Annotated in this window: 17 protein-coding genes; 9 read left to right on the plus strand and 8 right to left on the minus strand. The window is 44.0% G+C overall.

The window, feature by feature from the left end:
- The first annotated feature begins 120 nt into the window (after positions 1–120).
- On the plus strand, positions 121–2,553 hold the full coding sequence (locus PQ461_RS03510; RefSeq protein ID WP_274208254.1) for a TonB-dependent receptor domain-containing protein: 2,433 nt from the start codon (positions 121–123) through the stop codon (positions 2,551–2,553).
- 148 nt (positions 2,554–2,701) lie between these two features.
- Here the strand turns inward: PQ461_RS03510 and PQ461_RS03515 are convergent, their stop codons facing one another.
- Genes PQ461_RS03515 through PQ461_RS03545 form a run of 7 tightly spaced genes read right to left on the minus strand, consistent with a single transcriptional unit; the run spans position 2,702 to position 9,896 of the window.
- The gene (locus PQ461_RS03515; protein WP_274208255.1) at positions 2,702–4,045 is read right to left on the minus strand and encodes a HAMP domain-containing sensor histidine kinase; all 1,344 of its coding nucleotides are present in this window, start codon (positions 4,043–4,045) and stop codon (positions 2,702–2,704) included.
- Position 4,046: 1 nt separating this feature from the next.
- Positions 4,047–4,724 (minus strand): response regulator transcription factor, encoded by a 678-nt coding sequence (locus PQ461_RS03520; RefSeq protein WP_274208256.1) that lies wholly within the window; start codon positions 4,722–4,724, stop codon positions 4,047–4,049.
- On the minus strand, positions 4,721–5,437 hold the full coding sequence (locus tag PQ461_RS03525) for a hypothetical protein (protein WP_274208257.1): 717 nt from the start codon (positions 5,435–5,437) through the stop codon (positions 4,721–4,723). Before PQ461_RS03525 ends, PQ461_RS03520 begins: the two co-directional genes overlap by 4 nt.
- Before the next feature lie 55 nt (positions 5,438–5,492).
- On the minus strand, positions 5,493–6,740 hold the full coding sequence (locus PQ461_RS03530) for an arsenic transporter (protein ID WP_274208258.1): 1,248 nt from the start codon (positions 6,738–6,740) through the stop codon (positions 5,493–5,495).
- 3 nt (positions 6,741–6,743) lie between these two features.
- Complete coding sequence (locus PQ461_RS03535; RefSeq protein WP_274208259.1) at positions 6,744–7,886, minus strand: metallophosphoesterase family protein; 1,143 nt, start codon at positions 7,884–7,886, stop codon at positions 6,744–6,746.
- Between the two features lie 10 nt (positions 7,887–7,896).
- Positions 7,897–9,132, minus strand: coding sequence for an MFS transporter (locus PQ461_RS03540; protein ID WP_274208260.1), 1,236 nt, complete (start codon positions 9,130–9,132; stop codon positions 7,897–7,899).
- A 26-nt stretch (positions 9,133–9,158) separates the two neighbouring features.
- Positions 9,159–9,896, minus strand: a complete 738-nt coding sequence (locus PQ461_RS03545; RefSeq protein WP_274208261.1) for a hypothetical protein — start codon at positions 9,894–9,896, stop codon at positions 9,159–9,161.
- 284 nt (positions 9,897–10,180) lie between these two features.
- On the opposite strand from PQ461_RS03545, the gene PQ461_RS03550 reads away from it, so the two are divergent.
- From PQ461_RS03550 to PQ461_RS03580, 7 genes are all read left to right on the plus strand, one after another.
- Positions 10,181–10,792 carry an HAD family hydrolase gene (locus PQ461_RS03550; protein WP_274208262.1) on the plus strand — a complete coding sequence of 204 codons (612 nt, stop codon included), beginning with the start codon at positions 10,181–10,183 and terminating at the stop codon, positions 10,790–10,792.
- Between the two features lie 84 nt (positions 10,793–10,876).
- Entirely contained in the window at positions 10,877–12,580 is a 1,704-nt protein-coding gene (locus PQ461_RS03555; RefSeq protein WP_274208263.1) for a ribulokinase, read from the plus strand.
- A gap of 7 nt (positions 12,581–12,587) precedes the next feature.
- Positions 12,588–13,286 carry an L-ribulose-5-phosphate 4-epimerase gene (locus PQ461_RS03560; RefSeq protein WP_274208264.1) on the plus strand — a complete coding sequence of 233 codons (699 nt, stop codon included), beginning with the start codon at positions 12,588–12,590 and terminating at the stop codon, positions 13,284–13,286.
- Positions 13,276–14,655, plus strand: coding sequence for a glycoside hydrolase family 27 protein (locus tag PQ461_RS03565; protein ID WP_274208265.1), 1,380 nt, complete (start codon positions 13,276–13,278; stop codon positions 14,653–14,655). Before PQ461_RS03560 ends, PQ461_RS03565 begins: the two co-directional genes overlap by 11 nt.
- A 19-nt stretch (positions 14,656–14,674) precedes the next feature.
- Positions 14,675–16,171 carry an L-arabinose isomerase gene (gene araA, locus PQ461_RS03570; protein ID WP_274208266.1) on the plus strand — a complete coding sequence of 499 codons (1,497 nt, stop codon included), beginning with the start codon at positions 14,675–14,677 and terminating at the stop codon, positions 16,169–16,171.
- Positions 16,172–16,219: 48 nt separating this feature from the next.
- Positions 16,220–17,905 (plus strand): sodium/sugar symporter, encoded by a 1,686-nt coding sequence (locus tag PQ461_RS03575; protein WP_274208267.1) that lies wholly within the window; start codon positions 16,220–16,222, stop codon positions 17,903–17,905.
- 88 nt (positions 17,906–17,993) lie between these two features.
- Entirely contained in the window at positions 17,994–19,325 is a 1,332-nt protein-coding gene (locus PQ461_RS03580; protein ID WP_274208268.1) for a BNR repeat-containing protein, read from the plus strand.
- Positions 19,326–19,330: 5 nt separating this feature from the next.
- On the opposite strand, the gene PQ461_RS03585 is transcribed toward PQ461_RS03580, so the two are convergent.
- The gene (locus tag PQ461_RS03585; RefSeq protein ID WP_274208269.1) at positions 19,331–20,038 is read right to left on the minus strand and encodes an NUDIX hydrolase; all 708 of its coding nucleotides are present in this window, start codon (positions 20,036–20,038) and stop codon (positions 19,331–19,333) included.
- Positions 20,039–20,399: 361 nt separating this feature from the next.
- On the opposite strand from PQ461_RS03585, the gene PQ461_RS03590 reads away from it, so the two are divergent.
- A complete protein-coding gene (locus PQ461_RS03590) occupies positions 20,400–22,811 on the plus strand; it encodes a glycoside hydrolase family 2 TIM barrel-domain containing protein (RefSeq protein ID WP_274208270.1) in 2,412 nt (803 codons plus the stop codon).
- Positions 22,812–22,828 lie beyond the last annotated feature (17 nt).

Raw genomic sequence — 22,828 nt, forward strand, 5'->3', positions numbered from 1 at the left:
TAAAACATAGGGTAATTCACCCTTAAAACAATCCCTGTAATACTGCCAATTTTTTAAAGCCTATTGGTCTTTACTGGGATTGCTTTGCTCAAATTTTCAACCTATAAATCTTTAAAAATCATGAAAACCCAATATCACCTCTTTAGCGCAATATTATTTTTTGCGCTTTTGTTACTGCAAACCGCCAGTATATTCGGCCAGGTAAATAGTGGCAAATTAATCATCAAAGGCACTATAATTGATTCGGCCACCAGTACTAAATTAGCCTTTGCAACGGTAAAACTGAATGACAATAACGGCGAAACGATCAGGGCTGGTATAAGCAAGGAAGACGGCTCGTTTGCCTTTTCGATGCTGGCACCATCAACTTATCACATGGTTGTTGTGACCCTGGGTTACGCACCTAAAACATTTTTACTTGACCTGAAGAAGGACACAGATATCGGAACAATCTTACTTACACAGCAGATTAACAGCTTAAAAGAAGTATCAGTAACAGGCCTGCGGCCCATCATTAAACAAAAGGCAGATCGTATCATTTACGACCTGCAGGCAGATCCCGAAAGTAAATCTAACAGTGTTTTAGGGATGATGCACAAGATCCCTTACATCACATTGGATGGCCAGGACAACATTCTGCTGAAAGGTAATTCCAGCTTTAAAGTGCTTGTTAACGGAAGACCTTCTCCCAGTATGGAAAACAATTTGAATGCGATATTAAAAAGCATACCTGCCTCCACTATCCAGCGAATAGAGGTGATCACCATTCCGCCGTCTAAATATGATGGTGAAGGCCTGGCCGGCATCATCAACATTATCACGATAAAGAAACTGAATAACGGCTACAGCGGATTATTGAATGCCAATGAAAGCTTTCCGGTTGGCGGCCCGGGCGCTGGTGGTTCTATCACCGCTAAAAGCGGCAAATTTGTTGTTGCAGCTATCGGCAGCGCCAGCATCGCGAATACGCCTAAAACCGTTTTTACAAATAGCAGGGAGACTTTTGGCACCAGCGCAAGCAGCCTGCTGCAAACGGGAGATCGCCGGTCAAATAATAAAACGGCCTATTTCGGTACTGAAATGAGCTACGAAATTGATTCTCTTCACCTGCTATCCGGGCAGTTGAACCTGAATGGCAGCCGTGCGACTGACCATATGACTCAGGTATCCGGTCTAAGTGGCACCAATGGGCTTGCCCAGTCTTATAACCTGCAGAATAATAATAAGGGAACAGGATACGGTTGGGATGCCGCAGTTAACTATCAGATCGGTTTTAAACAGGTTAAAAATAGGTTGCTAACCTTCTCCTATCAGTATGCTGATAATAGGAATAACCGCAACGGGGACGTAACCATAACTAATCCTGTAAATTTCAATACGCCGGACTATAACCAAAATGACAGGCAAAAATTCAATGAGCATACTTTCCAGGTTGATTTTGTAACGCCGGTTAAAAAAGTAAACATTGAGGCTGGTATAAAGGGAATACTGCGCAACAGTAACAGCAACTATGGGTACAATAGTTTCAACAGTGCTACCGGCCAGTTTGATGCGGATGCGGCATTGTCTAACCAATACACTAACAAGCAAAATGTGTTCAGCGCTTACAATTCTTACCAGATCAATTTAAAAAGCTGGAACATTAATGCTGGCTTAAGGGTAGAGGGAACTGTGATCAGGGCAGACTTTATCAGTACTGCAACCGCCGCAGATCAAAACTATTTAAATGTGTTGCCATCTATCGCAGTGGGTAAAAACTTTAATGATCAAACCGCGCTTAACTTTGGATTTTCACAACGGATCCGCAGGCCTGGTATTAACAGACTTAATCCCTACATTGATCGCTCTAACCCTAACTTCGAGGTCACCGGAAACCCTAACCTGCGCCCTGTATTATTAAACGATGTGCAAGCCGGGTTTAGCAGCAATAAAAAGTTGTCTTTAAACATAGGACTGGATTATTCCTTTATGAATAATCTTGATTTGCAGGTGGCCGACTTTGACCCAGCAACACAAATTACCCGTACCAGCTATGCCAATACAGGAAAATCAAGCAGTTTTGGCGGTAATTTATCCGTTTCCTATCCGTTTAGCAAAGTTTATAATTTAAGCGTGAATGGCAACGTGATGTACCTGTGGCTACAGGGCAGTGCAGACGGCAAGGTTGTGCGGAACGATAGGTTAATGTATTCCTTTTCGCTTTCCAACGGGTTGCGTTTCAATAACGGGTGGGCAGCAAATGCCGATCTGAATGTGGTTAGCCGTAACCCTACCGGCTTGCAGGGCTATTCTAATAGTTTTGTGAGTACTGCTTTTAGTGTGAATAAAGAACTGATCAAAAATAAATTAGGATTCGCGGTACGTGTAAATAACCCGTTTACCGGTTACCGTAATAATATTACCCGCACATTTGGCCCCGATTTTAACCAGTTGTACACCTCTCGCGATTATTTCCGGTCATTTGGCATCAGCCTGAATTACAAGTTTGGAGGGCTGAATGATGGTGTGAATAAAAGCCGGAGGTCTATTGAAAATAATGATGTAGCGAATTAACATCTTGCCGCATTCACAAAGGTCAGTTCCAGTCAGCACCTGTTATAAAGGTATATATCAACAGCTTGGCCCGCTACGCTACCTTGCTGCCCTTTACAGAACCTGCCTGGAACTTGCTGTGTGTTTTAAGGGTTAAGATGCTATTCGTCTAAACCGCAAACTTAACAGGGAGTAAAACAGAAGTTACAAAATGATAATTGGAACTGTGTAAATTAAGCTGGCCGCCATGTGCTTCAATAATTTCGCGGCAAAGCCATAACCCTACACCCGCACCAATATCTAAAACGCTCTTTCTGTAAAAAGCTGTGGTTAGGTTTGCTGTATCAAGTGATTCTTCGGGTATGCTGTTTTCAACCTCTAAAACCATTTGCTGTTTTTCAGCATTGTAGCCTACCGTGCAATTAATGACCGAGCCGTTAGTGCTATATTTAATGGCGTTGACCAACAGATTGGAAATCACGATCCGCATTTTCTCTTTGTCAGCAAAAATGGTGAAGTCTTCAGTTTCTTCATCAAACCTGATCACCGTTTTCAAATTCTTTGCTGTAGCTAATGCCCTTAATTGATGGCCTGTTTTTAAGCATAAGTCAGACAGGTCAAACTTATCGGGATTTAATGATAAGCGACCGGCTTTAATCTGGCTGATGACTAAAAACTCCTCTACAATTTTTTGCAAGCGGTTAATTTCATCCATCTGGCTGTTGAGCAGGTTAGTCATTTGCTCGCTGGTTTCATTTCGCCTCAAATTAACCTCGAGCTCGGCACGCATTACGGCAAGCGGCGTTTTGAGTTCGTGCGAGGCTGAGGCAAAAAAGTTTTGCTGTTGTTGCAGTGCCTGATCAATGCGTTGCAGCATATCATTAATGGTTTCTGCAAGCTCCTGCAATTCGTCGTTGCTTTGTTTAACAGGTACCCTTTCTTTTAAATGCCCGGCAGTGATACTGTTAGTTTTATGGATGATCTGCTGTAATGGTTTTAAAAAGAACCTGGCCAGCCAGAACGAGATCACTCCTGAAATAAGCACGCTAATTAAGGTAGACAGTAACAAAAGCAGCAGCAGATATCGCAGGGTAGCTTGCAGCGAAGCTGCGTTTACCGCCAACATTAATTCTGCCGGGTTATCATCGCTTGTATTACTGACATAAGCTACACGGAAGCCCAGCGTGTCGGATACACCAGTGCGTTTTGGCAATGAGATTTTTTGAATAGCCCCCGGCGACTGGAACAGTAAGGTTTTGCTGCCATTATAATTACGGGCGAATATTTTTAAAAAAGTATTTTTCTGGGGCAGCGGAATAATCACCGGGTTAACCTCTGTTTTATCGAGCAGTGATTTTGCCTGTGATAATAGGTAACGGTTATTATCGGCAATAATTAAGCGGCGTATTTTATGGTAACTGTATATATTAAGCACCACACTTAACAAGGTAAATACCAGCGCAAACGCTGCGGTGATTTTTAAACGTATACCCGGGTGCCTGCTAAATTTCATACTAATGCAATTGCCCTTTAACGGTATATCCTCTGCCAATAACGGTATGGATAAGCGGGTTGTCTGAATCTTTGTCGATCTTTTTACGCAACTGGTAAAGATGTACCTCGATTACATTGCTTCCAGGATCGAAATTTATGTCCCATACTTTTTCCAGTATCTGCGTTTTGGTAACTACACGGTTAGCGTTGTTCAATAGAAATTCTAACAAAGCAAATTCGCGGTTACTTAAGGCAATCGCTTTGCCCGCACGGGTAACTTCGCGGGTGTACAGGTCCATTTCCAGATCTTCAAACCTTAGTTTGGCAGTTTGCTGCCCGCTGTTGCGCCTTTGTACGGTACGTACCCGCGCCAGTAATTCGTCCAGTTCAAATGGTTTACGGAGGTAGTCTATCGCACCAAGATCAAGGCCTTTAATCACGTTTTCCGTATCGCTCAACGCACTAAGGATAATTACCGGTACCTGCTTGCCAAAGCTTTGCAGGTTTTTCAGCACGTCAAAGCCGTTCATGCCGGGCAGCATCAGGTCTAACAACACCAGGTCATAACTATTTACCATTAATGCTTCCAGCCCGCTTGCGCCATCAGTAATATGGTCGCAGACATGGCCGTTTTGCGTTAGGCCTGCACAAATAAAACTTCCAAGTTTCGGCTCATCTTCTATCACCAGTATCTTCATCGTATCATAAAAGTTTTATTATCAATAGTAATGCTAATGACGATATACACCTGGTCGTGGTGAATATTTACAAAGCCTTGGTCGTCGCCGCGCTTTACCGCAAGCAACTTAAAGTTATGTCCGGTTTTAATTAGCGATTGTATATCCTCCACCTGTTCGGGTTTAAAGTGGAACAATTTCCCCGGAGATTGTAATGCAGCTACACCGCCATAGCCATCGGTAATAATAGTAGGGTTTTGTAGCTGAAATAAGGATGATTGCTGGCCTTCCGGGATACGCGGAGGGGGGGAGAGCTGGTCAATATCAATATTCTTTCCTGTCCGTGTGTTTTTAATGCGGTGTAATTGATATACAATAGCCTCATCATTAGGTTGGGTGCTGTAACTGATCTCAACTTCATCTCCCGGTTTGGCAGCTGATAAAACCGCGCTGGCTGTATGCGGACGAAACTCAAAGGTTAAAATGCCGTCGCCATCCTTTTGCAGCTTTACACCATTAATATCAAGGTGTACATTGTTGGTGTAGCCCTCAATTTTACCGGCTACAATTTTAAGCTCATCGCCGGGAGGCCCGGCAGCTAAAGGTGGCGGACCAGGTAACGGTGGCCCCGGCGGACCAGATAAGTTGATCTTGTACAATAGAAACCCAATTACTGATAACAGCACAATAATGCATACCATAAGTATGATTGTTAAAGCCGAATAGGATTTCATAGGTCTGTCGGACATTTTTACTTCATCGTTAAGTATAAAATTAAGTTTATGCTGCTTAAATCCATAATGCTAATAACGCGGCGCATAAAGCAGGGATCATTACAAGCGCGCCTAATTTTAAAAATTGCCATGCACCTACAGATTGTCCGTTACGCCTTAACTCGGTAAGCCATAGTATGGTAGCCAGTGATCCTGTTACTGAAAGGTTTGGTCCTAAGTCCACACCGATCAAAATGCCGCTTTTTACAATATCCGGGATATGTGTTGCTGTAACGGCGCTGCCTGCAATAAGCCCCGCAGGTAAGTTGTTTACCAGGTTACAGGCAAATGCAATTGCAGTTCCGCCTAAAAACGCAGTAGCATCAGCATTGCTTTCGGCATGTGCTTTTATAAAGTTACTAATGGTTTCTACCAGTCCAACTTTGCCAAGCGCTTCCACCAGGATGAAAAGGCCTGCTACCAACGGCAGTACCGCCCATGAAATATTGCCAATCACTTTTAGCGGGTTGCGCTTTGCGGTAATCACCACAATAATGGCTGTAAAAATACCGGCAATGGCTGTAGGTAAGCCAAGCTGCCAGTCTTTTGCCGAAGCAAAGATCAAGGTAACAATAGTTAACAGGATGCCCGCCAATGCAATCTTTCCTCCGTGTGATAATGTTGGCGTTTCCACATCTTTTTCGATTGGCTCGCGCAGGTCTTTGCGTTGGGTTAAATAAAGCATGACTAATGTTATCACTATCGAAAACACAGATGGTAATAAGTATGATTTAAGCCATAACAGCAATGATGGCATGTGTGCGCCATAAATTACAAGGTTTGCAGGGTTTGATATCGGCAACACAAACGAAGCTGCATTGGCAATAAAAGCACATATAAAAAGGTAAGGCAAAGGCTGCTTTACTTTTGCGCTTTGTACTGCAGCTGCAACGGCAGGTGTTAATACCACGGCTGTTGCATCGTTCGACATAAAGGTGGTAACCACTACACCCACAAGGTAGATCAGCAAAAAAAGTTTAACGGGTGAGCCGCCTGCAAAACGGGTAGCGTGGCAGGCCAGCCAGTCAAATAAACCTTCCTGTCGTGCCGATTCAGATAGCAACATCATGCCGGTAAGGAATAGGTATACATCTGTCCCTTTTAATATACCTGTCCACGCGGTTGAAAAGGAGATCAATCCTAAAATCAGCAAAAGTGCGGCACCAGCTAATGCCCATACAAATTCGGGAACTTTAAAAGGCCGGATAATTACACCGGCTGTGGCCACTATTGAAATTAAGTAAATGGCTATTGTAGCATTCATATTTTAGGATTCTCTTTTCTTAGGTGGTTTTGCATTTCTGTTAGGGCCAAGTTGTGTGCCCAATATGCCATTTTCCGTCCAGGCGCCTATGGTCAACTCGTCACTTCCGTCGCGGCCATCAGCAGCCGGGTTAAACAATGGCGTAGCCATTTCTATAGTATGCCTGCCGGGCCTGCCGTTAACGGTAACCGCTTCTACAGATAACCTCATGGTTGGCTGATTATTTAAAGGAATTGTAGTGAACCAGTCGTTACGTTCGTTATCGAAACTCATGGAATAGATTTGTCCGTTTTCAAGCAGGCAAGATACCTGTTTTATGGCATCTTGTCCCAGTATGGTAGCTCTTACCACTGCTTCGTTCCCTTCTATGCGGTTAACTGTGCGATAAAGCCGGTGATCTGCCGGGCTGGTTATCATAACGAAAGGCAGCGGGTCTTCCAGCAATTTAAAGCGCCATGAAATTACACCATTATCTATACTGGTGATCGAGTAGCCTACCGGGCCTTCCTCTATCTGGCCTGTTGAACGTGTTGCTGTATAAATGGTGTTTCTGTTGTTTGAGATTTCATTATAATGAGTATGCCCCATTGTAATGAGTGCAACCTTGTGATTATTGATCAGTTGCAATAGCTGTTGCTTTTCGGCGCTGTCTTTTAAATCATCAGGGTAAGTGTGCATAAAAATAGCGCAAGGGCCATTTTCACTGCTGCATTCATTTAATACTTCTTCCAGGTTTTGCAATTGCTCGCTGCCAAAACGGAAGTCAGGGCCACCTGCTCCTGGGCCGCACACATCAAGAAAAAGGCAATTCACACCTTTTATTTTTTTTCTGAAAGGTAATTTGGGTGCTTTAAGCGTGCTGTAAAAGTTATCAAGGCTGCCTTGCTCCATATCATGGTCGCCAGTAATGATATAAGCAGGTATATCCAGCATTTTTAAGGCAGGCGCTATAAGGCGGTATTGTTCAACAAGTCCGTTATCGGCATTATCACCGGGAAGGAATACAAAATCCAGTTGGTCTACAAATCCGGCTGCAATCTGGGCGGTAATGCTTAAAAAGTCTTTATAGTTTTGCTGCTTTGCATCGGTAATATGTAAATCGCCGATATGTGCAAAAAGCAGTGGTTTTTGTTTTTCGGTAAACATAAATCGGATGTTAATTCGTAGTTATATCACAATCTTTTTTCAGTGTTTTTGAGTAGATCACCCACACGGCTATAGATACCAGGGCAAAGCTCCCAAGTATCAGAAATGCATGATTGTAGCCAATGCCTTGTGCAATCCATCCGCCTATAGCCGGACTAAGTGCGGCACCCAACCCCTGAACGGTCATTACCGCGCCTTGCCCTACGTTAATACGGCCTGTACCATTTAATATATGGGCTACAAGTCCGGGTACGGCAACACTTTGTAAACCGGCGCCTATGCCGTCAAGTATCTGAACGGGATATAACCCGGTATGGCTAATCATATGCGATGCGATGAAACCACGTATGGGCAAAGCAATAAAGGATAGCAGCATTACCAGCCAATAACCTTTTCCCTCGGCCATTTTCATGGCAACTATAGATGCACCTATCATTACCACCTGCGCAATAACAATCGTCAGCGCTACGAACATATATGGATTGCCCTGGCTTTTGGTAGCCGCTGCCATGCCGTAAAGTGGCAACAGCGCTCCATTGCCTAAATGGAAACAGGCAAGCGCAACGGCCAGTATGATTAACGATTTGCAGCTCAGCAGTACTCTAAAGCCGGATGCTTTCTCATCATTTTTCTCGCTTTCTTTCATGCCCCTGGCAGCGCGGTCATCAATGCTATCAGCAGGAATTTGGAGTACGCTAATGATAGATAAAATCCCGAATAAGGCGGAAAGTACAAAGATGGCAGGCATCCCCCATTTCATGCCCAGGTAGCCCGATAGCGCCGCTCCTGTAACGTTGCCCGCGTGGTTGAAGGCTTGGTTGTGGCCGTTTTGCTTGTTAAAGCCTTTTTGCTTAACAATACCCAGGGTGATGCCCACAACAGCCGGCACTATGGCTGCACCTGCTATTGCTGTAGCCACCTGGGATAGTGTAACCACAAAAAACTTTTGAGAAATCAGGATAAGTGCAGAGGCTAGAACCGTACACACGCCGGGTATGATGACAAACCTTCGTTTGTGGGTGGTTTCATCAATGACCGCCCCTGCTGGGGCGGTCATCAACATTCCGGCTACACCGCCAATGGTCATCACTGTACCGATGGGGCCGCTTTTCCAGCCGTTAGCTAATAAAAATATGCCGAGGAATGGCCCGATGCCTGCCTGCATATCGGCCATAAAGAAATTAAGTGCGTTTAGCGCCCTGTAAATTCCGTTCGGCTTTGTTGAGCTTGCTGTTATTGTTTTCATAGGGGGTAAATGGTAGCGCTTAACAATCAGTGTATCAAATAAGTTTGCCCGGCGATAGACAATGTCCTGGCATCTGTCAGATCGTAGCTTTTAGCAACCACTACACCACTTGGTACAGGCCTTTGTATTCCAGTACCTGATAGCGATGTTCCCACCTTTAAATAACCGGCAAGCTGTTTAACTGCGGGTGGCGGCAGCGACACAAAAGTTTTTGAGTTAAGCACTACGCCGTTGATCATGCCGCGCTGATCGTGATTCAGATCAGAGATGGTTCCTGCGAAGTTCCTGATTTGTTCAACTGGTGGGGTTTGGTCTACCGGCGGCGCAGTATCTGTAATGGTATTGCCACCCGCTTTTAAACTATATAATCTGAACGCTGTGCCTTCAGGTGTTTCATCGTAAGTGCCACTTACATAAACCTGGCTGCCTTTTGCGGCTGCTTTCATTAATTGTGAACCCAAATGAGCAGGGAACTTTACGGCGACTGTTTTATCGGCTGTTCTCAGTGCAAAGCCATCATATTCGTAACGGTCGTTAACGCTGTATTCAACAATGCGGCCGCTAATGTTAGTAAGCGCTTGTACAGCTTGCGGGCCTGGAGCACCCGGTAAACTTGGCGCAAGTCCTGGTTGTGGGGCTGGTGCTGCTGGCGGCGGTGGCGGAGCAACGGGTGGTTGGCCATTTACAGGTGGCTGTGCATTTACATGATACGCTGTAAGCAGAACTGCTGCTGTAAGCGTTAAAAATTTTAATCCATTTTTCATATCACTATTTTTTACTTGTTAGCATTTAATGACTCAAAATTCTTTCAAGCAACTGAAGGTGACATGAAATGGAAATTAAATTTTCTTCATATCGTTGTAGTAGATGAGCTATCTATTCTTAAAATGGAATTATTAGAATATTTATAAGTGTGCTATTTACAATTATAAAATAAAAATTATATTTGTGATACGGAGTAAGCAGTAATGCAGTTCCGGCAATTATAACCAACAAATAAATCCAGGCTGAAGTATGGATAGCAGTTTAACTATAACTGCAAATAATTATGCAACAAACTGAAATGGATGCGCTGGAAAAATTAACAGACATCAGCCGGAATTATAAGGCATTTCTTTACGACTGTGATGGTACGCTGGCCGATAATATGGAAGCGCATCGCCTTACTTATGTAAAAGTGGCTGCGGATCATGGACTTGAAATAACCGGGGATATTGTTTACGAGCTTGCCGGATGGCCTACTGTAAAAGTGGTAGAAGAAATTAACAGGCGGCATCATACCAATCTCGACCCGGAAAAATTCAATGAGCTTAAATACCGCTTGTTTTTGGATGAGTACATTGATTTAACCCAACCTGTAACAACCGTTGTTGATCATTTAAAGTCACATGCAGGTAAGGTGAAGATTGGGGTTGTATCTGGAGGTAGCCGCGAAGCTGTTGAGAAAACGTTGAATATTTTAAAAATAAGGGGGCTGGTTGAGGTCATTGTATGTGCTGGAGAAACCCTGCACGGCAAGCCATTTCCTGATCCGTTTTTAAAGGCTGCTGCCGAATTAGGCATTGCGCCTGAAGATTGTATCGTATTTGAAGATGCTGAACCCGGGGTTACTGCTGCTAAAGCTGCAGGCATGGCTTGGGTACGTATAGACCAATTGTAAAATTAAGATCGGGTTTAGGTGTTCATTACCAGCCATAAAACCAGATCGTCGTAAAATAAGTGTTATTATAACAATAAATAAATTATGGATTCGAATCAGTATGTGATTGGGATCGACTATGGATCAGACTCGGTTCGTTCCGTAATCGTCGACGCTTCAAACGGTAAGGAGCTTGCTTCTTCTGTACACGAATATACCCGCTGGAAAAAAGGCCTTTTCTGCAAGCCCGCTGCAAACCAGTTCAGGCAGCACCCGCTTGATTATATCGAAGGTTTAGAGATCACTGTAAAAGAGTGTATCAAAATTGCAGGCGGGGATGCTATTGCCCGCAACATTAAAGGCATTGCGGTGGATACAACCGGGTCATCGCCTGTAGCGGTTGACAAAACAGGTACACCGCTTGCGTTGCTGCCTGAGTTTGAAAGCAACCCGAACGCCATGTTTGTTTTATGGAAAGACCATACATCGGTAAAGGAAGCTGCCGAGATTAACGAACATGCTACCCGTTTTACTACTAACTATTTACAATATGTAGGCGGTATTTACTCTTCAGAATGGTTTTGGGCTAAGTTACTGCATGTGCTAAGGGCAGATGAGCAGGTGAAACAAGCCTGTTACTCATGGGTTGAGCATTGCGACTGGATCCCTTTCTTGTTAACCGGCGGAACAAACGTTGCTGATATGAAACGCAGCCGTTGCGCAGCAGGGCATAAGGCATTATGGTCTGAAACCTTCGGCGGTTTGCCACCGGATGAATTTTTCTCAAGCCTGGACCCACTTTTAAAAGGTTTCACAGAAAGGTTATTTAAAGATACCTATACCTCTGACGTAGCTGCCGGAGTAATCAGTGCAGAATGGGCGCAAAGGCTTGGCCTGCCAGCTGATGTGAAAGTTGGCGTAGGCGCTTTTGATGCACACATGGGTGCCGTAGGCGGACAGATTGAACCTTATCACCTGAGCAAGGTGATGGGAACATCTACCTGCGACATATTGGTTGCACCAACACAGGATATTCAGGATACTTTAGTTAAAGGCATCTGCGGGCAGGTAAACGGCTCTGTAATACCTGGCATGGTTGGCCTCGAAGCTGGTCAATCGGCTTTTGGCGATACCTATGCATGGTTTAAAAATATCATCTCATGGCCTTTAAATAACCTGCTCGATCATTCTAAGGTAATCAGCCCTGAAATAGCAGAAGCTTTGAAAGTCGAATTATCCGAAGAAATAATCCCTGAACTAAGCAGGCAGGCAGCATTGTTACCCATTGATGATGTGAACGAGTTGGCTGTAGATTGGTTTAACGGCCGCCGTACACCTGATGCAAACCAACTGCTAAAAGGTGCAATTACCGGGTTAAGCCTGGGTTCTGATGCGCCGCGCGTATTCCGTGCGCTGGTAGAGGCTACCTGCTTCGGTGCAAAAAGCATTGTCGACCGTTTTATTGGAGAAGGTATCCCTGTAAAAGGAATCATCGGTATAGGCGGTGTGGCTAAAAAATCTGCATTTGTAATGCAAACCATGGCCGATGTATTAGGCATGCCTATCCGCATTCACCAGTTTAAACATACCTGTGCTTTAGGTGCCGCTATGTTTGCAGCAGTTGTAGCCGGTATTTATCCAAATGTTGAGGATGCAATGAATGCGATGGGCCGTGGCTTTGACGTGTCGTATGAACCAAATGAAGCTAACAAAGAAATTTATGCAAAACGCTACCAGCAATACTTAAGCCTCGGCGAATTTGTAGCGTCGCAGGTTGCTGAATCGAAAAGTGTTTTAGCTGATAATTAATACAATAATGAGCAAGTATCAACATATTAAGGAAATTGCTTATGAGGCTAATATGCAATTGCCTCAGCTTGGCTTAGTGCTCTTTACCTTCGGTAATGTAAGCGCTGCCGACCGCGAACTTGGTGTTTTTGCCATAAAGCCAAGCGGCGTTCCGTATAAAGACCTGTCGCCTGAAAAGATGGTCATAGTTGACTTTGAGGGTAAAACCATTGAAGGCGAGTTAAGGCCATCTTCAGATACCCTTACACATGCTGTGCTTTATAAGCATTGGGATGGTATAAACGGTATTGTGCATACCCATTCTACTTACGCAACGGCATGGGCACAATCACAACGCTGCATTCCGATATTTGGAACCACTCATGCCGATCACTTAACCACCGACATTCCGTGTGCGCCGCCAATGAGCGACGAATTAATAAAAGGTAATTATGAGCACCAGACCGGCCATCAGATTCTAAATCATTTCACAGAAAACGGTTTAGACCACAAGGAGGTGGAAATGGTACTGGTAGGTAACCATGCGCCTTTTACCTGGGGTAAAACAGCGGATAAAGCCGTTTATAACAGTGCCGTGCTGGAATCAATAGCCCAAATGGCCTATTTAACCGAGCAGATAAATGCACAGGCGCCACGCTTAAAAGATGCGCTGATCAATAAACATTTTCAACGCAAACACGGTCCCGATTCTTATTATGGTCAATAAATCATTATTAAGGCTTGCCTGTATAGCGTTTTTTGCTGCTGTAATTATTGGCCGTACATCGGCACAGCAAATAGCGGCAACACCGCCAATGGGTTGGAACAGCTACAATTGCTACGGTTCGGCTGTGCATGAAGATGAAGTAAAAGCCAATGCCCGTTATCTTGCCAAATATTTGAAACCTTATGGCTGGCAATATGTGGTGGTCGATTTTTTATGGTCGTACGATAACCCGCCGGGAAGTAATATTGGTAACCCCTTCCAGAAAAACCTGCAGGACGGTTCCTTTATTCCGTGGCTTACTATGGATAAATGGGGGCGTTTATTGCCACAACCTACTAAGTTCCCTTCGGCGTTTGGCGGTAAAGGCTTTAAACCACTTGGCGATTATGTACACAGCTTAGGCTTAAAGTTTGGTATCCATGTTATGCGTGGCATTCCACGCCAGGCAGTATGGGCAAAATCGCCGGTATTGGGTACTAAAGGCATAACAGCAGATATGATTGCCGATACTACATCCAAATGCGATTGGATGAATCACATGTACGGCCTCGATATGAGCAAGCCAGGCGCGCAAAAATACCTGAACTCGATTCTTGACCTGTACGCCTCATGGGGAGTTGACTTTATAAAGGTAGACGATATTTCGCGTCCTTATCATACTGCCGAAATTGAAGGTTACCACAAAGCTATTGTACATACCAAAAGGCCAATTGTGCTGAGTATTTCACCTGGTGAAACCCCGCTAAAAGATGGCGACCATGTTAAAAAATACGCCAACCAGTGGCGCATGGCAGATGATTTCTGGGATAACTGGAAAGAGCTGCTGCATATGTTTAACTATGCACGTAACTGGCAGGGCATGGGTGGCCCCGGTCATTGGCCAGATTGTGATATGCTGCAAATAGGTAAGCTATCGAAACGCGGCCCGGTTGGCCCAGAGCGTTATAGCAAATTTACAGATAATGAGCTGCTTACCCACATGACGTTCTGGTGCATCTACCGATCACCTTTAATGATGGGCGGTAATATGCCCGAGAACCGCCCTTACGACCTGAAACTGTTAAGCAACAACGAGGTATTGGCGGTTAACCAAACAGGTCAGAATCCTAAAGAACTTTACCATAATGACGAAAGCATGGTTTGGTACTCGCAGGTGCCCGGATCAAAAGACATTTATGCAGCTGTATTCAACCTGAAGAACGAAGACAGCGACGTATCCCTTAACCTGCTTGCATTAGGTTTAAAAGGTAAAGTTACCGTACGCGATTTATGGGCAAAGAAAAACATGGGTAGCTACGAGAATACTTATCAGCAAAAAATAAATAAACACGGTGCAGCGCTTTTCAGGCTGTCCGCAATCAACCGATAATCATAAAATTATAATAATCATGATCGATTTAAAAAGCTTTGAAGTGTGGTTTATCACCGGTAGCCAGCACTTATACGGAGAAGAAACTTTAAGACTGGTAGCAGAACATTCGCAACACATTGCCGACGGTTTAAACAAGGACGCGAAAGTACCTGTGACTGTTGTTTACAAGCCGGTTGTAAAAACTCCGGAAGAAATTTATAATACCCTTTTAGAAGCTAATACTGCTGAAAATTGTATCGGTATCATTACCTGGATGCATACGTTTTCGCCTGCTAAAATGTGGGTACGCGGCTTAAATATCCTGCAAAAACCAATGTTGCATTTGCATACGCAATACAACCGCGATATTCCATGGAATTCTATCGATATGGATTTCATGAACCTGAACCAAAGCGCCCACGGCGACCGTGAGTTTGGTTTTATGGTATCGCGCCTTCGCAAAAACCGTAAAGTAGTTGTAGGCCACTGGCAAGACCCAGAGGTGGTTGCGCAAATTGAGGCCTGGAGCCGTGCTGCTGCCGGTTGGCATGATTGGCAAGGCGCTAAATTTGCCCGTTTTGGCGATAACATGCGTTATGTTGCCGTTACCGAAGGTGATAAAGTTGAAGCGGAGATCAAGTTTGGCTATTCTGTAAATACTTATGGTGTTGGCGACCTGGTTAAAGTGATCAATGAAGTAAGTGAGGCCGAAATTGATGCACTGGTTACTGAATACGAAGAGCTTTATACTATGGATGCTGCTTTACGTAAAGGCGGTGAAAAACATTCATCAGTTTATGAAGCTGCACGTATAGAGTTAGGCCTGCGTAAGTTTTTAACCGACGGTAATTTCAAGGGATTTACAGATACGTTTGAAGATTTGCATGGTATGGTACAGCTTCCTGGTATTGCGGCACAACGCCTAATGGCAGATGGCTATGGCTTTGCCGGTGAAGGCGACTGGAAAACAGCAGCGCTGGTGCGTGCTTGCAAGGTAATGGGTGCCGGGCTTAAAGGCGGCAATGCCTTTATGGAAGATTACACTTACCACTTCGATCCGAACAACTCATTGGTATTAGGCTCGCACATGCTGGAGGTTGATGCCTCTTTAAGTAATGGCAAGGCAAGTCTTGAAGTGCATCCATTAGGTATTGGCGGTAAAGCCGACCCTGCACGTTTGGTATTCAATGTTGCCGGTGGACCTGCGTTTAACGCTTCTATTGTGGATATGGGTAACCGCTTCCGTTTAATACTTAACGAAGTTGAAGCCATTGAACCAATTGAAGACCTTCCAAACCTGCCTGTTGCACGTGTATTATGGAAACCATATCCTGATATGAAAACAGGTTGCGCTGCATGGATCTATGCAGGTGGTGCCCACCACACTGTTTACAGCCAAAACCTTACTGCCGAGCACATGCAGGACTTTGCTGATATGGCAGGCCTTGAATTCATCCGCATAGGTAAGGATACCAAACTTTCGCACTTACAGAATGAGCTTAGGTGGAATGACAATTATTATAAAACCATTTAAAATAGCGCAATAGACCAATAATTGCCGATCAATTAGAGAAGAATCACAATGAATAAATTAAGTTCAGCCGATTACACCGTGTTCCTGGTGTATTTCATTATTGTTGCCTTGTACGGTTTGTGGGTATACCGCAGAAAGCGGAATGCAGATGCCACATCAAAGGATTATTTCCTGGCCGAAGGCTCATTAACCTGGTGGGCTATCGGGGCATCATTAATAGCATCAAACATATCTGCAGAACAGATGATCGGCATGAGCGGGTCGGGCTTCAAGATGGGTTTAGCGATATCAACCTATGAGTTAATGGGTGCGTTAACGCTGGTAATCGTAGGGATATTTTTTATCCCTGTTTACCTGCGCAACAAGATATTCACTATGCCACAGTTTCTGCACGAGCGTTATAACGGCACTGTAGCGATGATTATGGCCGTGTTTTGGCTGCTGTTGTACATCGTTGTTAACCTGATGTCAATCTTGTATCTGGGCGCCCTGGCTATCAGTGGTATATCAGGCATTGATATTAATGTTTGTATAGGCTTCCTGGCCATATTCTCCATCATCATCACATTGGGTGGTATGAAGGTAATCGGTTATACCGATGTTATCCAGGTGTTCTTCCTGGTACTGGGTGGTTTGGTTGCAAGTTATATCGCGCTTAATTTGTTAAGTGAAAAATCAGGCACCTCGGGTATACTTAATGGCCTTGCTATTTTGAAAAGCCATGCCAGCGATCACTTCCATATGATATTTAAAAAAGACAATCCTAACTATCTGGATCTGCCGGGCTTATCTGTGCTGATCGGTGGTATGTGGATTGTGAACCTAAACTACTGGGGTTGTAACCAATACATTACCCAACGTGCCCTGGGCGCTAACCTGAAAACTGCGCGCGGTGGTTTATTATTTGGTGCATTCTTGAAAATCCTGATGCCGGTAATTGTGGTTATTCCGGGTATTGCAGCTTATGTACTTTACCAAAAAGGCATGTTCCACCAGGAAATGTTAAGCTCAAAAGGCGTACTGGATGTAAATAAGGCTTATCCGTCATTACTTGATCTGTTACCAGCCGGCTTAAAAGGTTTGTCATTTGCAGCGCTTACTGCGGCAATTGTAGCATCATTGGCAGGTAAGGCAAATAGTATTGCTACCATCTTTACGCTTGATATTTATAAAAAGGCAATTAAGCCTGATGCAAACGACCGCCAGTTGGTAACACTGGGTAAATTATCAGTTGTTGTGGCTATGCTGTTAGGTGTGGTAATGTCATTACTTATCGGCGAGCAGTTGATGGGCGAAGGTAAACAAGGCTTTCAGTACATCCAGGAATACACAGGCTTTGTGTCGCCGGGTATCCTGGCCATGTTCCTGTTAGGCTTTTTCTGGAAAAAGGCTACTTCTAACGCAGCGTTGTTTTCAACAATCGGTGGTTTTGTGTTCTCTGTGTTTTTCAAGTTTCTGCCGCGGTTTGCCGATCTTAAGTTTTTAGCGCCTTATGGCTTCTCAAAACTTAATGCCGAAAACTTGTATGAAATACCATTTCTTGACCGTATGGGCTTTGTATTTATCATATGCGTTATCGGGATGTACATTATTTCTAAAATTGAAACGGCCAATGGCAAGGTGCCTAACGGGCTTGAAGTTGATACCAGCATGTTTAAAACATCAAGGGCATTTACTGCAGGTTCGTTAATAGTTGCAGGTATTTTGGTAGCTATCTATACCATTTTCTGGTAGTAACTCTTTTAATACATAGCCGATACAATTATATTTTAGCTTAATCTTGGAAGCGGCAGTTAATTACTGCCGCTCTTTATTTAACAGCATGGTATCCGTAATTAATAGATTTTGTAAGCTGGTGATTAAAGTATTGTTTTTAATACCCTTGCTATGCAGTTGTATAGTGTATGCACAAACAAGCACCATTGCCAATAATGGCTGGGCACAAAATTCGGTTAATACGGTTATCTTCCGAAAAAACGCATTGGTTAGCTTTGGCAATACGCAATATGCTGCATTTTACGATGCCGATGCTTATGTGGTTATTGCCAAAAGGAAATCAGGTAGCACCAACTGGATAGGTAAGCGCAGTAACTATAAAGGCGATGCTACCGACGCGCATAAAAGCATCAGCATTATGGTTGATGGCGAAGGTTACCTGCATGTAGCATGGGGGCATCATAATGAACCATTGAATTATTGCATGAGCATTCGCCCGGGAGGTATTGAACTGGGTCCGAAACGATCAATGACCGGTGCCAATGAAAGCAAAGTGACCTATCCCGAATTTTACCGGATGGCCAATGGCAACCTGCTTTTCTTTTATCGTGATGGCCAGTCGGGAAATGGTAGCCTGATCCTCGATGCTTACAACCTCAAAACACACAGCTGGAAACGTATTCAGGATAAATTGATTGACGGCGAAGGCCAGCGAAATGCTTACTGGCAAATAGCGGTTGATAAAGGCATTATTCATTTATCGTGGGTGTGGCGGGAATCGCCTGACGTAGCCAGTAACCACGATCTGTGCTACGCGCTCTCAAAAGACGGCGGCCTTACCTGGCAAAAATCTACCGGCGAAAAATACCAGTTACCTATTACAGCAGCTACAGCCGAGTATGCTTGTAAAATACCACAAAACAGCGAGCTTATTAATCAAACATCCATGTTTGCCGATGCAGGGGGCCAGCCTTACATTGCCACTTACTGGCGCGAACAGGACTCAAAAATTCCACAATATCATATTGTATATAAAACTGCGGATAAGTGGCATGTTGCCGATCTTGGCTTTAGAAAAACGGCATTTAGTTTAAGTGGTTCAGGCACCAAAAGTATACCGATCTCACGCCCGCAGATTGTAGCCTGGAAAAAAGGAAGCAGTTTGGCAGCCGCATTAATTTTCAGGGATGATGAACGGGATGACAAAGTATCCATAGCTGTTAGTCATGATCTCAGTAAGGGAAAATGGCAAGTCAGCGATCTGACAAATACTTCGGTAGGTTCGTGGGAACCCACTTACGACACCCAATTGTGGAAACAGAAGCAAGTATTAGATCTGTTTGTGCAAAAAAACATCCAGGTTGACGGAGAGGGTAAGGCAAACTTAGCACCCCAGCCCGTGCAGGTGTTAGAATGTCAGCCCGGTACTGTTAAGTAAAATCCTTAACTGATCAGATTAGTAGGATTAGGTATGAAATTTAAAAAAGCCTGAAACTTGGCGTAGTAGTTCTGCATATTAAGGTGATAGTAAAAAGCACCGCGTTTTGAACTTGATTTGTCTTTTTCGCCCTGCTTAATTAAAAGCCCCGTTGATAATACCCGCTTGCTGAAATTTCGCTTATCAATAGTGGTGTTATATACGCTCTCGTAAAGTATCTGCAATTGCGGTATGGTGAATCTGCTTGGCAGTAGCTCAAATAATAATGGGTGTAGAGCAGCCTTATAACGTATGCGTTTCAAAGCCATTTCAACCATTTCCTGCTGGTCAAAAATAAGCTTGGGCATTCTTTTTAATGAAAACCATTCTGCATGGTAATCATCATTTAACTGTTGCTCATATTTATGAATATCAATTAAGGCAAAGTAAGCCGTTGATATGGTACGTTCAAGCGGGTCGCGGTTAGGGTCACTAAAGGTATGCAGTTGTTCAAGATACATGCCGTCAAGCCCGGTCAGTTGTTTTAAAACCCTGTTCGATGCCTGTTCAAGGCTTTCATTGCTTTTGGCAAAACCGCCCATTAAACTCCACTTGCCTTTCTCTGGTTGAAAGCCGCGCTTAATCAGTAATATTTTCAAAGTTTCGCCATCAAAGCCAAAAACAAGACAATCGATCGCCTGTACAATACGCGCTTCCTCGCTATAACCAGTCATTAAATAATAGTAAGTGATATACTGTAAAAATAACACTTTTAGCTGATAATATATTACTTATTATGCAATGAAGCGCGGAGTGATATCTTTTACAAACGTTGAACAGGTGGTGTGATTTTTTTTAAGTGTTATTATAACAGTTATGCATTTCTTTTTTACCTTAGATATTAAAAGCCACTAATGGCTGCACCAATTGCAATAAAACCCGGGATAGAGATAAAAGAGCCGCACCGGTTAACCGATGCGATATTGTGCATATGTTCAGCTTATGTATTTAATTGCTAATGCTCATGTCTGTTCCTGTAAAACCTTTTATACCAGCAGCCTGCATGGCATACCCATGCAGCTGACTTAAATGTATATGAAACTTAAAAAATACGCAGCCATCATAGCCTTGTTAATTCTTTACGCTCCTGCAAAACTGCGGGCACAGAAAATGGATGGCGGTAAGTTGTTTAATGATAACTGGAAGTTCCATTCTGGTGATACGGCAATTAACAAAACTTTATGGCGCACAGTAGAGCTGCCACATGACTGGAGTATTGAAGGCCCCTTCAGCGAAGAATGGGCAAGCGCTACCGGTTATTTACCCGGCGGAATTGGCTGGTATAAGAAAAGTTTTTCTGCCGATGCCAGCTGGCAATCAAAAAAAGTAAGTATCTATTTTGACGGGGTTTATAAAAACAGCGAAGTATGGATCAATGGCCATTATCTGGGTAAACGACCTAACGGATTTATTCCGTTTGAGTATGATCTGACACCTTATATTAACTATAATAAACCCAACTCCATCATTGTTAAAGCAGACCATTCGGAGTTTGCAGATTCACGCTGGTATACAGGTAGCGGTATTTACCGCAATGTTTACCTGATTGTAAAAGATTCGGTAAATATCCATCCCTGGGATGTGGCGTTTTCTACTCCCGATGTAACTGCTGAAAAAGCAATTATTAAAGTTAATGCAGAGGTTAATAATACGCTGAAGGCACCTGCGCGTGTTTCGGTAAAAATTAACCTTCTGAATGCAAAAGGTGTTGCTGCTACAAAAACAATTAGCGTAAACGCCAGGCCGGGTAAAAACGCAATAGTATTCAGCCAACAACTGCAATCGCCGCAATTATGGAGTGTTGACCACCCGCAATTGTACCGTTTGCAATTGCAGGTAATGCGCAACGGTAAGGTCGTAAATGAAGTTAACCAGATGGTAGGGATACGCAGTATTCGTTTCGATAAGGATAACGGTTTTTTCCTGAATGGCGCAAACATGAAGCTTAAAGGTGTTTGTATCCATGATGATGCCGGTGCGCTTGGTGTAGCCGTGCCTCGTGAAGTTTGGGAAAGGCGCCTTGCCATTTTAAAAGAAGGGGGCGTTAACTCTTTAAGGTTAAGCCATAACCCGCATGCCGGTTACCTGTATGATCTGTGTGACAAGATGGGTTTCCTGGTCATGGATGAGGCTTTTGACGAATGGGAGATCGGTAAAAATAAATGGGTAAAAGGCTGGAACGTAGGTACGCCATCAAAAGATGGTTATCACGAATATTTTAAAGAATGGGCGCACCGCGACCTTGCCGACATGGTAAAAAGAAGCCGTAACCATCCATCGATTATATTATGGAGTATCGGCAATGAAATTGATTATCCTAATGACCCCTATACGCATGAAGTGCTGAATACGGGCAGAAATCCCCAGATGTATGGAAAGGGCTATCTTCCCGATCATCCTTCAGCGGCAGCACTTAAGACCATAGCTAAAGATCTGGTCAAAGTAGTTAAAGAGGTTGACCGCACAAGGCCTGTTACGGCGGCCTTAGCTGGAGTGGTAATGTCTAACGAGGTGGGTTACCCGGAGGAGTTAGATGTTGTTGGTTATAACTACCAGGAGTACCGCTATGCAGAAGATCATAAAAAATATTCTAACCGCATTATTTACGGCAGCGAGAATGGCATGGCCAAGAAGGCGTGGAATGCGGTTGATTCAAACAAATACATTTCTGCTCAATACCTGTGGACCGGTATAGATTACCTTGGAGAGGCGGGAAAGTGGCCGCAACGTAGCAATGGCGCGGGTTTGCTGGATCTGGCTGGTTTCAAAAAGCCGGAATATTTTTACAGGCAAAGCCTGTGGGCTGCAAAACCAATGGTATATGTAGCTGCAAGAGAACTTAAACAAAACCAGGATAACGGTATCTGGAGTCACCGCAGTGTACAGCCAACGTGGAACTGGGATGCAGGTGCCAAATTAAGAATAGAATGCTTTACCAATTGCCAGGCAGCCGAATTGTTCCTTAACGGTAAATCGTTGGGGAAACAGTTGCGTGATACGGCAAATAACCAGATGCCTGCCTGGAATGTAGATTATCAGGCTGGCGAATTGCTGGTTAAAGGATATAACGATGGGAAACAGGTATCGGCATTTGTGCTGAAAACTGCCGGAGAACCTTCGGCTATAGCTGCGACTGCCGATCATTTAGCGTTTAGCGGACCCGGAAAACACCTTAGCCAGGTAGAGATACAGGTGACGGACAAAAATGGCATTCCGGTTTATAGTGCTGATAACGAAATTAACGTGGAGGTATCTGGTAATGCCAGGCTACTTGGGCTGGAAAGCGGCAGTACATCAAGTCACGAAAGTTATCAGTCGCCTAAACGGAAGGCGCTGCATGGCAAACTATTAGCCTATATCGAAACCAATGGCAAGCCCGGCGATGTGCAGGTTAGTATTTCTTCGGCCGGTATCCGCCCTGCTCTAATCAAACTCAAAACAAAATAAAACAAAAAGCCACTATT

The organism is Mucilaginibacter sp. KACC 22063, from assembly GCF_028736115.1.
Classification (GTDB): Bacteria; Bacteroidota; Bacteroidia; order Sphingobacteriales; family Sphingobacteriaceae; genus Mucilaginibacter.